Genomic DNA, 11,570 nt, shown 5'->3' with positions numbered 1-11,570 from the left:
CGCTGGTCCGCCCCTACGCGATGACCGGCGGCCGCACCAGCCCCGGCCCGTCGGGAGACGGCTTCGACCTGATCGCCCTGGTCGACGTGGACCCGCAGGCCCCGCCGGACGCTGCGGCCGCCCTGGGGCCGGAGCACCGGCTGCTGGCCGAACTGTGCCGCACCGAGACCCAGTCGGTCGCGGAACTCGCGGCCGGGGCCGACCTGCCCGTCGGCGTGGTCCGCGTGCTCCTGGGCGATCTGCTGGAGCTCGGCTGCGTCACGGTCAGCCGCCCGGTACCGCCCGCCCAGCTGCCGGACGAACGCGTGCTGCGTGAGGTGATCGCCGGTCTGCGCGCACTGTGACTGAACGATGTCGTCGGGACGCGTGAGTTCTATGATCCGGTGAGCTGATGGATGCTGTCAGCAGCCAGAAGGCTGCCAGCTGTGCCCGCACCGCCCGCCGACCCACCTGACAGTGACCGACCTCCCGCGGCGAACCGCTCGCCCGTGACACCCGAGAGAAGTGATCGATGGCCCCCCAGCAGACGGACCCCACCTCCGGCGGGACGATGGGTGCCGCCACCACGGACGCCTCGAACCCGCTGGCGCTGAAGATCCTCGTGGCAGGCGGTTTCGGCGTCGGCAAGACGACCCTGGTCGGCGCCGTCAGCGAGATCCGGCCGCTGCGCACCGAAGAACTGCTCACCGAGGCGGGCCGGGGCGTCGACGACATCTCGGGCGTCGACCAGAAGACCACCACGACCGTCGCCATGGACTTCGGCCGGATCACCATCCGGGCCGGGCTCTCGCTGTACCTCTTCGGTACCCCAGGCCAGGACCGCTTCTGGTTCCTGTGGGACGAGCTCGCCCAGGGTGCGCTGGGCGCCGTGGTGCTCGCCGACACCCGGCGGCTCGAGGACTGCTTCCCCGCCGTGGACTACTTCGAGCACCGCAGCATCCCGTTCGTGGTGGCCGTCAACTGCTTCGAGGGGGCGCGGTCCTACACGCCCGCCGAGGTCTCCGTCGCCCTCGACCTGGACCCCGGCACGCCCGTGGTGCTCTGCGACGCCCGTCGGCGGGAGTCCGGCAAGGAGGTGCTGATCCGCCTGGTGGAACACGCGGGGCGGATGCACACCGCGCGGATGCTGGACTCGGTGGGCTGACGGCGGTGGGTTGACGGCGGTGGGTTGACGGCGGTGGGTCGATGGCGTGCCGCCGACGGCGGCGCTATGCGGGCGGCGCGACGAGAGCGGCGCGGGGAGGACGGCCGTCAGTCGGCGAGATCGGCGACCGCGCTGACCCGGTCGACGGAGAGCCGCACCAGCAGCTCACCCGGCACGGCGTTGCGCGCGCCGTACTGCCCGGCCCGTTCCTCGCCCATGTAGCGGGCGGCGATCCGCGTGGCCCAGTGCCGTACCTGGTCCAGATCCTCGTCGAGCCGGGCCCGGCACGTCAGGGAGACGAAGGAGAACGGGGGCCGTTCGTCGTCCACGCAGAGGGCGACCCGGCTGTCCCGGGCCAGGTTGCGGCCCTTCACGGTCTCCGCGCCGGTGGTCAGCACCACCTCGTCCCCGTCCAGCACGAACCAGACGGGGGCGACGTGCGGCGAACCGTCGGCCCGGGTGGTGGCCAGCTTCCCGGTGCGTGTCCCGGCGGTGACGAACGTCCGCCATTCCTGGTCGGTCATCTTGTGCGCCATGACCCCATCCTCGGCACACCCGGTCACGACGGCCACCGGGGTTGCGCCGGGGCGCCCCGCCGTCACAGGGCCCGGAAGAGACCCTCCTGCACCACCGAGACCACCAGCCGGCCCTCACGGTCGTAGATGCGCCCCCGGGCCAGGCCGCGCCCGCCGACGGCGATCGGGGACTCCTGGTCGTACAGCAGCCAGTCGTCCGCCCGGAACGGCCGGTGGAACCACATGGCGTGGTCCAGCGAGGCCATGTCGAAGTTGCGCGGGCCCCACAGCGGTTCGACCGGCAGCCGCACCGCGTCCAGCAGCGTCATGTCGCTCGCGTAGGTCAGCGCACAGGTGTGCACCAGCGGGTCGTCGCCCAGCGGGCCCACCGCGCGCATCCACACCGCGCTGCGCGGCTCCGCCTCCGAGACCTCCTCGGCCGTCCACCGCATCCGGTCCACGTACCGGATGTCGAAGGGCTGGCGGCGCGCCATCCGCTCCAGCTGCTCCGGCAGCGCGCCCAGGTGTTCGCGGATCTCCTCGGCGACCGTCGGCAGCGACTCCGGGTCCGGCATCTCGCGGGCCGGCGGAAGCTGGTGCGTGAACGGCCCCTCCTCCGGCAGGTGGAACGAGGCCGTCAGATTGAAGATCGTCCGGCCCTGCTGCACCGCGGTGACCCGGCGGGTGGTGAACGAACGCCCGTCGCGGACCCGCTCCACCTGGTACACGATCGGCACGCCGGGCCGCCCCGGCCGCAGGAAGTAGGCGTGCAGCGAGTGCACCGGCCGGTCCTGCTCCACGGTCCGTCCGGCCGCGACCAGCGCCTGGCCGGCGACCTGCCCGCCGAAGACACGCTGCAGGGACTCGTCGGGGCTGCGTCCCCGGAAGATGTTGACCTCGATCTGCTCGAGGTCGAGCAGGCCGACCAGGCCCTCCGCTGGATTCGTCATGAGGGGTCTCTTCTCTCCTGTCCCACGTCCGTCACGTCTCGCGCTTCACGTCTCGCGTCTCGCGCCTCACGTGTCGCGCATCCGCCGGGTGCCGCCGCGGGCCGCCGGGGCCCGCCGCGCGGCGGCGGAGGTCACAGCTGGCCGACGTCGGTGACCCGGACGACCGCGCGGCCCTCGGCGTCGGACGCCGCGAGGTCGATCTCGGCGCTGATGCCCCAGTCATGGTCGCCGTTCGGGTCGGCGAACGCCTGGCGGACCCGCCACAGACCGTGCTCGGCGTCCTCCTCGATCATCAACAGGCGCGGCCCGCGGGCGTCGGGACCCGTTCCGAGGTCCTCGTACTCGTCCCAGTAGGCGTCCATCGCCTCGCCCCAGCGGTCCGCGTCCCAGCCCGACTCGGCGTCCATCTCGCCGAGTTCCCCGACCTGGTCGAGGGCGGCCAGCTCCACCCGGCGGAACATCGCGTTGCGCACCAGCACCCGGAAGGCGCGGGCGTTGGCGGTGACCGGCTTGACCTGGTCGGCCCTCTCCTGCGCCTCCTCCGCGGTCATCACCTCGGGGTTGGCCAGCTGCTCCCACTCGTCGAGCAGGCTGGAGTCGACCTGACGGACCATCTCGCCCAGCCAGGCGATCAGATCCTGCAGATCCTCGGACTTCAGGTCGTCGGGGACGGTGTGCTCCAAGGCCTTGTAGGCACTCGCCAGGTAGCGCAGCACGATGCCCTCGGTGCGGGCCAGCTCGTAGAGGGAGACGAACTCCGTGAAGGTGAGCGCCCGTTCGTACATGTCGCGGACCACCGACTTGGGCGACAGCGGATAGTCGCTGACCCAGGGGTGGCTCTTGCGGTACGTGTTGTAGGCGTGGAAGAGGATCTCCTCCAGCGGCTTGGGGTGGCTGACCTCCTGGAGCCGTTCCATCCGCTCCTCGTACTCGACCCCGTCCGCCTTCAGCTGCGCGACCACCTCGCCGCGTGCCTTGTTCTGCTGCGCGTGCAGGATCTGCCGGGGGTCGTCCAGCGTGGACTCCACCACCGACACCATGTCCAGGGCGTACGACGGCGATTCGGGGTCCAGCAGCTCGAACGCGGCCAGCGCGAAGGTGGACAGCGGCTGGTTGAGCGCGAAGTCCTGCTGGAGGTCGACCGTCAGCCGGACGATGCGGCCCTCGGCGTCCGGGGCGTCCAGCTTCTCCACGATGCCGCCGTCCAGCAGCGACCGGTAGATGGCGATGGCCCGGCGGATGTGCCGCAACTGCGCCTTGCGCGGCTCGTGGTTGTCCTCCAGCAGCCGGCGCATGGCGTCGAAGGCGTTGCCCGGGCGGGCGATCACCGACAGCAGCATCGCGTGGGTGACCCGGAAACGCGAGGTCAGCGGCTCGGGGTCGGAGGCGATCAGCTTCTCGAAGGTGTTCTCGGTCCAGCCGACGAAGCCCTCCGGAGCCTTCTTGCGCACCACCTTGCGGCGCTTCTTCGGGTCGTCCCCCGCCTTGGCCAGCGCCTTCTCGTTCTCGATGACGTGCTCCGGCGCCTGCGCCACCACGAAGCCCGCGGTGTCGAAGCCGGCGCGCCCCGCCCGGCCCGCGATCTGGTGGAACTCACGCGCCCGCAGGGTGCGCACCCGGTTGCCGTCGTACTTGGTCAGCGCCGTGAACAGCACCGTGCGGATGGGCACGTTGACGCCCACGCCGAGGGTGTCGGTGCCGCAGATGACCTTCAGCAGACCCGCCTGCGCCAGCTTCTCCACCAGACGCCGGTACTTGGGCAGCATGCCGGCGTGGTGCACGCCGATGCCGTGCCGGACGTAACGGGAGAGGTTGCGGCCGAACTTGGTGGTGAAGCGGAAGTTGCCGATCAGGTCGGCGATCTTCTCCTTCTCCTCCTTGGAGCACATGTTGATGCTCATCAGCGCCTGCGCACGCTCCACCGCCTGCGCCTGGGTGAAGTGCACGATGTAGACCGGCGCCTGCCGGGTCTCCAGCAGCTCGGTCAGCGTCTCGGTCAGCGGCGTGTATTTGAAGTCGTACGACAGCGGCACCGGCCGGGTCGCCGAACGGACCACCGCGGTCGGCCGCCCGGTGCGCCGGGTGAGGTCCTTCTCGAACATCGAGACGTCGCCGAGCGTCGCCGACATCAGCACGAACTGCGCCTGCGGCAGCTCCAGCAGCGGGATCTGCCACGCCCAGCCGCGGTCCGCCTCGGCGTAGAAGTGGAACTCGTCCATCACCACCTGGCCGACGTCGGCGTTCCTGCCGTCACGCAGCGCGATGGACGCCAGCACCTCCGCGGTGCAGCAGATCACCGGCGCGTCCGCGTTCACGGACGCGTCGCCGGTCAGCATGCCGACGTTCTCGGTGCCGAAGATCTTGCAGAGCTCGAAGAACTTCTCGGAGACCAGGGCCTTGATCGGCGCCGTGTAGAACGTGACCTCGTCGCGGGCGAGCGCCGCGAAGTGGGCCGCCGCCGCGATCATGCTCTTGCCCGACCCGGTGGGCGTCGAGACGATCACGTTCGCCCCGGAGACGACCTCGATCAGCGCCTCCTCCTGGTGGGGATAGAGCGTGAGGCCCCGGTCCTGGGCCCACGACTCGAAGGCTTCGTAGAGGGCGTCGGGATCGGCGGTCTGCGGCAACTGATCGATGAGGGTCACACCCCCCATCTTGCCCGGACCAGGTCACGATCAGGGAATCGGATCACCAATCGAAGATCGACACCGCTACGCTGACCGCCGAACTGAACAGCGGCACAACGTGGAACGGGGCGGGCAACGCCATGATGGGACCAGCACATTCACTGTCGGGCGCGGCCGCCTGGCTCGGTGTCGGCGCGGCGGCGGCCGCCTGGGGCGAGCCGATGCCCTGGCCCGTGCTGCTGGCGGGAGCCCTGATCTGCGCCGGCGCGGCCCTCGCCCCCGACCTCGACCACAAGGCGGCCACCATCTCGCGGGCCTTCGGGCCGGTCTCCAAGTGGATCTGCGAGATCGTCGACAAGCTGTCGTACGCGGTCTACAAGTCGACGAGGAAACCCGGTGACCCGCGACGCTCCGGCGGCCACCGCACCCTGACGCACACCTGGGTGTGGGCGCTGCTGATCGGCGCCGGCTCGGCGGCGATCGCCACGCTGGGCGACCGCTGGGGCGTGCTCTTCATCCTCTTCGTCCACATGGTGCTGGCCATCGAGGGCCTGCTGTGGCGGGCCACCCGCGGCTCCAGCGCCGACGTGCTGGTCTGGCTGCTGGCCGCCACCAGCTCGTGGATCGTCGCGGGCGTCCTCGACAAGCCGGGCAACGGCTCCACCTGGCTGTTCGACGGGCCGGGCCAGGAGTACCTGTGGCTGGGCCTGCCGATCGTCCTGGGGGCGCTGGTCCACTGCATCGGGGACGCGCTCACCGTCTCCGGCTGCCCCGTCCTGTGGCCCATCCCGATAGGCCGCAAGCGGTGGTACCCGCTGGGCCCGCCGAAGGGCATGCGCTTCCGCGCCGGCAGCTGGGTGGAGGTCCGGGTCCTGATGCCGGGCTTCATGCTCCTCGGCGGTGCGGCCGCCGCGTCGGCGCTCGGCTACATCTGAGGCCCTCCGGCGGCGGGGGACCGGCGGTGGGAGCGGGGCCGCGGGGCATGAGGAGGGGGAACGCCCCGCCGCCCGCAGTCCGAGGAGAGCTCACACCATGGGAACCGTCGTCCACGTCCCGCAGACCCGGGACATGCTCGGGGAGGAACTCTCCGGCGACGAGGCGCTGACCGCCCTCCGGAAGTACGGCGGCTTCCAGCTGCTCACCGACTCGTTCAGCCGCTTCCGCTACGCCGACGGCTTCACCAACGCCCGGGCCCTGGCCTTCCAGATCGTCGTCGGCGTGGTGCCGTTCACCGCCACGCTGGTGGGGCTCGCCACGTCGGCGCACACCGAGGACATCGGGCGGGTCATCGAACTCACCCTTCGGCGGATCGTCCCGGGCGACAGCGCCGACATCGTCCGCGACGTCCTGGAGGGCACCCGGCGCACCGCCGACGGCGGCGTGTGGAGCAACCTGGCACTGGTGCTGGGCCTGGTGTTCGCGGTGGTCAACCTCGCCTCCGCGATGGGGCAGATCGAGCGCGGCGCCAACCGCATCTACGGCGTCGAACGCGACCGGCCGGCGACGCACAAGTACGGGCGGGCCGTGGTGCTCGCCGGGGCGGCCGGGCTGCCCATGGTGCTGGGCTTCCTCGTCCTGGTCACGGGCGACGCGGTGGCCGGGGCGGTCGCCGAGTCCCTCGGCCTGCCGGGCGGCGAGCGGTGGTGGGCGCCGCTGGACATCCCACTGGGACTGCTGCTCGCCTGGACCGCCTCGGCCGTGATCTTCCGCTGGTCACCCCGTCGCCGCCAGCCCGGTTACACCTGGCTGGCGCTCGGTTCCGCCGTCCACCTGGTCATATGGGTCACGGCGACCGCGCTCCTGGAGCTGTACGTCAGCAACAGCGGAGGCTTCGGCGCGGTCTACGGACCCCTCACCGCCTTCATCGCGCTGCTGCTGTGGGCGAACCTCACCGGCATCGCCCTGTTCCTCGGCATCGCCTTCGCCGCCCAGCTCGAAGCGGCCCGGGCCGGTCTGCACACGGCGGTCCGGCCCGACCCGGGCCCCGGCGACTGAGTCCCGTCCAGGGTCTCGGACGGCGCCCGCCGGCCCTGTCCGGGAGCAGGTTCCCCGCCCGGCCCGCCCGGCCCGCCCGGATAGGGTGGGGTCACCGTGGGGCGAGCCGCGTTCCCGTTCGCGGTGCCGCGGTGAGCAAGAAGTGATCAGGGGGAGACGCATCCGTGACCGTGACCGAGTCCTCGAGACGGGCGCCCGCCCTCGCCGCCGCCCCCGCCCGGCCCTGGGTGCTGTGCGCGGCCGCCGTGGCCGTCGGACTGGCGGGGGGAGCGGCGACCTCCTTCGGCCAGAGCGTTCTCACCGGGGGGTGGCACGCGCTCGTCAACTCGGCGGCGCCGTGGACCATGGTCGCCTTCCTCGTCGGTCTTCGCGCCGCCGGTCACTGGCCCAGGGCGGCGTGCGCGGGCATGCTCTCCCAGGCAGGCCTCGTGGCCGGCTACTACGTGACCTCCGAGCTGCGCGGCTTCGCGGCCGGCATGTCCGCGGTGGTGATCTGGACCGTCGCCGGTGTGGTCGCCGGCCCCGTCCTCGGCGCGGCGGCGGCGCTCCGCGACGACGACCGCCGTTACGTCAGGACCTCGGCGGCCGGAGTCACGGGATCGGTCTGGATCATGGAAGGCCTCAACTTCCTGTGGCTCGCGACCGACGCCCAGTCGAACAGCGGTCCGGGAACGACCGCGGGCTGGTGCTACCTCGTCGTGGGCGTCGTCCTCCCCCTCGTCGGCGTACGCGGTGCGCGGGACCGGGCTCACGCGCTCCTCGCACTGGTCGTCGGCGCGGGGGCCGCCATCGGTGCGGGGTGGCTCATCAACGCCGCCTTCCTTCTCTGACGAGAACCGCCCACCGGACGCCGTGCTCGGCGCGCCGAGCACGGGCACGGGCAGGTCCGTCACCTGGCGGACCTCCGCGTGACGGAGACCTCCGCGGCGACGGACCGGCGGTGTGCCGCGGTCGTCACCTAGGCCGTGCCGGCGCCGCCTTCCCCCGTCCCCCCGCCGTAGCGGCGCTCGAAGCGCGCGACGCGGCCCTCGGTGTCCACCGTCCGGGCCTTGCCGGTGTAGAACGGGTGGCTCTCCGAGGAGATCTCCACGTCGATGACCGGGTACGTCTGCCCGTCGTCCCACTCGATCGTCCGGTCACTGTCCGCCGTCGACCTGGTGAGAAACGCGTAGCCGGCCGCCCGGTCGCGGAAGACCACCGGACGGTACTCGGGATGCTTGTCCTGCTGCACGGTCGTCACTCCTCGTCGATCACATGGACGGCCGCTTCCTCCGCGGAGGCGGCCGCTCCGTCGATGCCCACGTCACGCGCGGCCAGAACCGCCTCCTCGTCCCTGCGCAGGCCCTCGTCGGGAGCGACCAGCCGCCCCGCACGGACCGCGCCGACCTCGGAGTCCCTCACTTCCCCGTCGGTGCCGACGGTGTCGCCGATGCCGTCGCCGTCCAGCCCCAGGTCCGGAGCGTCCGGCAGCTCCTTGGCCAGCCGCTCGTCCAGGGACTCGCCCTGGTGCCGCTCGGCCGCCGTCTCCCCGGTCCGCTCCACGCCCCAGGGTTTCTCCGGCGGGGACCAGCCGCGGTCCAGCGGGTCGTCGACGTCGTCCGTCTCCAGCGTGTCCTCGACGTCGAGGAGCCCCGAGTCGTCCTGGATCTCGGACGCGTCGGGCTGGTAGACGTCGTCCCCGGGTCCGTCGGCGATGCCCACGAGTACCTCCCGCTGCCTGGCGGCCGCTCACACTGTCCAGCGTCCACCGGGGCCGGGTGCGGCGCAAACCGCGCGGGTGGCGACGGGACGACCGGGCGGCCGCGCTCAGGCCGGGCCGGGGCGGCCCGAGGGGGAGCCGTCGATCAGCGTGTTCAGCAGGCCGCCGAGCACTTCGCGCTGGTCGCGGGAGAGCGGCTCCAGGATATCCTCCGCCGCCGCACGGCGGGCCGCCCGCAGCTCCCGCAACGCGGCCCGGCCCTCGTCGGTCAGCTCGATCCGGGTCACCCGGCGGTTGTCCGGGTCCGGCACACGGCGCACCCGGCCGCTCGCCTCCAGCCCGTCGACCAGCGTCGTCACGGCCCGGGGCACGACTTCCAGCCGCTCCGCCAGATCCGCCATCCGCGGCGGCGCGGCGTACGGGGCGAGCGCGCGCAGCGCCCGGGACTGGGCCGGCGTGATGGCCATGCCCCGCTGCTCCAGATGGCGCTTCTGAATGCGGTGGACGCGGCGGGTGAGGCGCAGCAACTGCTCGGCGAGGAGCCCGTCGGAGTCGGGAAGCGTCATGCCGGAACGATATCAGGAACAAGGTTCATTGTGAGCATGGGTAACAATGAGCTAAGCTCTGAAATCGCGCATCGTCCCGCATCGCCCCGTCTCGTCCCCCTGGTCCCCCCGTCCCCCCCCGTTCCGCCCGTTCCCCCACAGTCCCCCGCCCCCGAAGGACACAGCCCCGAAGGAGCCCATGCGTCCCGACCGAATCGACTGGACCCCGCCACCGGCCGACCCGACCCGGCCGCGGCAGGTGCGCCGCATCCTGCGGCTCTTCCGCCCCTACCGGGGCCGCCTCGCCGTGGTCGCCGTTCTGGTCGGGGCCTCCTCGCTGGTCTCGGTGGCGAGTCCCTTCCTGCTCCGCGAGATCCTCGACGTGGCCCTCCCGCAGCAGCGCACGGGCCTGCTGAGCCTCCTGGTCCTCGGCATGATCGTCAGCGCCGTGCTCGGCGGCGTCTTCGGCGTGCTGCAGACCCTGATCTCCACCACCGTGGGGCAACGGGTGATGCACGACCTGCGGACGTCCGTCTACGGGCGTCTTCAGCGCATGTCCCTGGCCTTCTTCACCCGCACCCGCACCGGCGAGGTCCAGTCCCGCATCGCCAACGACATCGGCGGCATGCAGGCCACCGTCACCTCGACGGTCACCTCGCTGGTCTCCAACCTCACCGGCGTCATCGCCACGGTGGTGGCCATGCTGGCGCTGGACTGGCGGCTCACCGTCGTGTCCCTCCTGCTGCTGCCGGTCTTCGTCTGGATCAGCCGCCGGGTCGGCGACGAGCGCAAGAAGATCACCACCCATCGGCAGAAGCAGATGGCCGTGATGGCGGCGACGGTCACCGAGTCGCTGTCGGTGAGCGGCATCCTGCTGGGCCGCACCATGGGGCGTGCCGACTCCCTCACCCGGTCGTTCGCCGACGAGTCGGAGAAGCTGGTCGACCTCGAGGTCCGGTCCAACATGGCCGGCCGGTGGCGGATGGCCGTCATCGGCATCGTCATGTCCGCCATGCCCGCCCTGATCTACTGGACGGCCGGTCTCGCCCTCCACCTCGGCGGCCCCGGCGTCTCCCTGGGCACCCTGGTCGCCTTCACCTCGCTCCAGCAGGGCCTGTTCCGTCCGACCGTCAGCCTGCTGTCCACCGGCGTCCAGATCCAGACCTCGCTCGCCCTCTTCCAGCGCATCTTCGAGTACCTCGACCTCCCGGTGGACATCACCGAGCGGGAGGACCCGGTGAGCCTGGACCGGGCCAAGGGCGAGGTGCGCTTCGAGAACGTCGAGTTCCGCTACGACGGCGGCGCGGGCGAGGGCGGCGACAACCGCGGTGAGCGCGGTGACCGCGGCACCCCCGTGCTCACCGGGGTCGACATCGACGTCCCCGCGGGCGGAAGCCTCGCCGTGGTCGGCACCACCGGTGCGGGCAAGTCCACGCTTGGGCACCTGGTGCCGAGGCTCTACGACGTCACCGGCGGCCGGGTCACCCTCGACGGCGTGGACGTCCGCGACCTGGACTTCGACAGCCTGGCCCGCGCGGTGGGCGTGGTCTCCCAGGAGACCTACCTCTTCCACGCCTCGGTCGCCGACAACCTCCGCTTCGCCAAACCGGACGCCACCGTGGAGGAACTGCACGCGGCTGCGCGCGCCGCGCAGATCCACGACCACATCATGTCGCTGCCCGACGGCTACGACACGGTGGTCGGCGAGCGCGGCCACCGCTTCTCCGGCGGCGAGAAGCAGCGGCTCGCCATCGCCCGCACCATCCTGCGCGATCCGCCGGTCCTCCTCCTCGACGAGGCGACCAGCGCGCTCGACACCCGCACGGAGCGGGCGGTGCAGGAGGCGATCGACGCGCTCTCCGCCAACCGCACGACCATCACCATCGCGCACCGGCTCTCCACGGTCCGCGGCGCCGACCAGATCGTCGTCCTCGACCGTGGCCGCGTGGTCGAGCGGGGCACCCACGAGGAACTCCTCCACCTCGACGGGCGTTACGCCGCGCTGGTCCGCCGTGACACGCGCCTGGAGGCGGCCGGGGGGTGACGGCGCCGCGTGGCGTGCGGTGCCCCGTGCCGGTGGCATGCCGTGCCTGTG

At 72.0% G+C, this 11,570-nt stretch carries 12 protein-coding genes; 6 read left to right on the top strand and 6 right to left on the bottom strand.

Going from position 1 to position 11,570, the window contains the following annotated elements:
- The first annotated feature begins 2 nt into the window (after positions 1-2).
- A complete protein-coding gene (locus HW445_RS07690) occupies positions 3-344 on the top strand; it encodes a DUF742 domain-containing protein (protein WP_257230915.1) in 342 nt (113 codons plus the stop codon).
- Positions 345-511: 167 nt separating this feature from the next.
- Entirely contained in the window at positions 512-1,144 is a 633-nt protein-coding gene (locus HW445_RS07685; RefSeq protein ID WP_180220272.1) for an ATP/GTP-binding protein, read from the top strand.
- A 107-nt stretch (positions 1,145-1,251) separates the two neighbouring features.
- Here HW445_RS07685 and HW445_RS07680 read toward each other — a convergent pair whose 3' ends face one another.
- From HW445_RS07680 to HW445_RS07670, 3 genes are all read right to left on the bottom strand, one after another.
- On the bottom strand, positions 1,252-1,680 hold the full coding sequence (locus HW445_RS07680) for a PPOX class F420-dependent oxidoreductase (protein ID WP_180220271.1): 429 nt from the start codon (positions 1,678-1,680) through the stop codon (positions 1,252-1,254).
- A gap of 62 nt (positions 1,681-1,742) precedes the next feature.
- Positions 1,743-2,609 carry an acyl-CoA thioesterase II gene (locus HW445_RS07675; RefSeq protein ID WP_180220270.1) on the bottom strand — a complete coding sequence of 289 codons (867 nt, stop codon included), beginning with the start codon at positions 2,607-2,609 and terminating at the stop codon, positions 1,743-1,745.
- A 131-nt stretch (positions 2,610-2,740) separates the two neighbouring features.
- Positions 2,741-5,254, bottom strand: a complete 2,514-nt coding sequence (locus HW445_RS07670) for an RNA helicase (protein WP_180220269.1) — start codon at positions 5,252-5,254, stop codon at positions 2,741-2,743.
- A gap of 122 nt (positions 5,255-5,376) precedes the next feature.
- Between HW445_RS07670 and HW445_RS07665 the strand changes: the two genes are divergently transcribed.
- The 3 genes from HW445_RS07665 to HW445_RS07655 all read left to right on the top strand — a co-directional run bounded on the left by HW445_RS07665 (position 5,377) and on the right by HW445_RS07655 (position 8,061).
- Positions 5,377-6,171: a metal-dependent hydrolase gene (locus HW445_RS07665; RefSeq protein ID WP_180220268.1), complete on the top strand. Its 795-nt coding sequence runs from the start codon at positions 5,377-5,379 to the stop codon at positions 6,169-6,171.
- 97 nt (positions 6,172-6,268) lie between these two features.
- A complete protein-coding gene (locus HW445_RS07660) occupies positions 6,269-7,231 on the top strand; it encodes a YihY/virulence factor BrkB family protein (RefSeq protein WP_180220267.1) in 963 nt (320 codons plus the stop codon).
- Between the two features lie 164 nt (positions 7,232-7,395).
- Entirely contained in the window at positions 7,396-8,061 is a 666-nt protein-coding gene (locus HW445_RS07655) for a DUF6518 family protein (RefSeq protein ID WP_180220266.1), read from the top strand.
- A 128-nt stretch (positions 8,062-8,189) separates the two neighbouring features.
- Here the strand turns inward: HW445_RS07655 and HW445_RS07650 are convergent, their stop codons facing one another.
- The 3 genes from HW445_RS07650 to HW445_RS07640 form a co-directional block, all read right to left on the bottom strand.
- Positions 8,190-8,462: a type B 50S ribosomal protein L31 gene (locus HW445_RS07650; protein ID WP_180220265.1), complete on the bottom strand. Its 273-nt coding sequence runs from the start codon at positions 8,460-8,462 to the stop codon at positions 8,190-8,192.
- A gap of 5 nt (positions 8,463-8,467) precedes the next feature.
- Entirely contained in the window at positions 8,468-8,932 is a 465-nt protein-coding gene (locus HW445_RS07645) for a DUF5709 domain-containing protein (protein WP_180220264.1), read from the bottom strand.
- Positions 8,933-9,037: 105 nt separating this feature from the next.
- Positions 9,038-9,496 (bottom strand): MarR family winged helix-turn-helix transcriptional regulator, encoded by a 459-nt coding sequence (locus tag HW445_RS07640; protein WP_180220263.1) that lies wholly within the window; start codon positions 9,494-9,496, stop codon positions 9,038-9,040.
- A 178-nt stretch (positions 9,497-9,674) separates the two neighbouring features.
- Here HW445_RS07640 and HW445_RS07635 point away from each other — a divergent pair, with 178 nt between their 5' ends.
- Entirely contained in the window at positions 9,675-11,519 is a 1,845-nt protein-coding gene (locus HW445_RS07635; RefSeq protein ID WP_180220262.1) for an ABC transporter ATP-binding protein, read from the top strand.
- Positions 11,520-11,570: the final 51 nt, after the last annotated feature.

Origin of the sequence: Streptomyces sp. UH6 (assembly GCF_013421635.1) — a bacterium.
Lineage (GTDB): Bacteria > Actinomycetota > Actinomycetes > Streptomycetales > Streptomycetaceae > Streptomyces > Streptomyces abyssomicinicus.
This window is presented reverse-complemented; position numbering and strand designations above follow the sequence as displayed.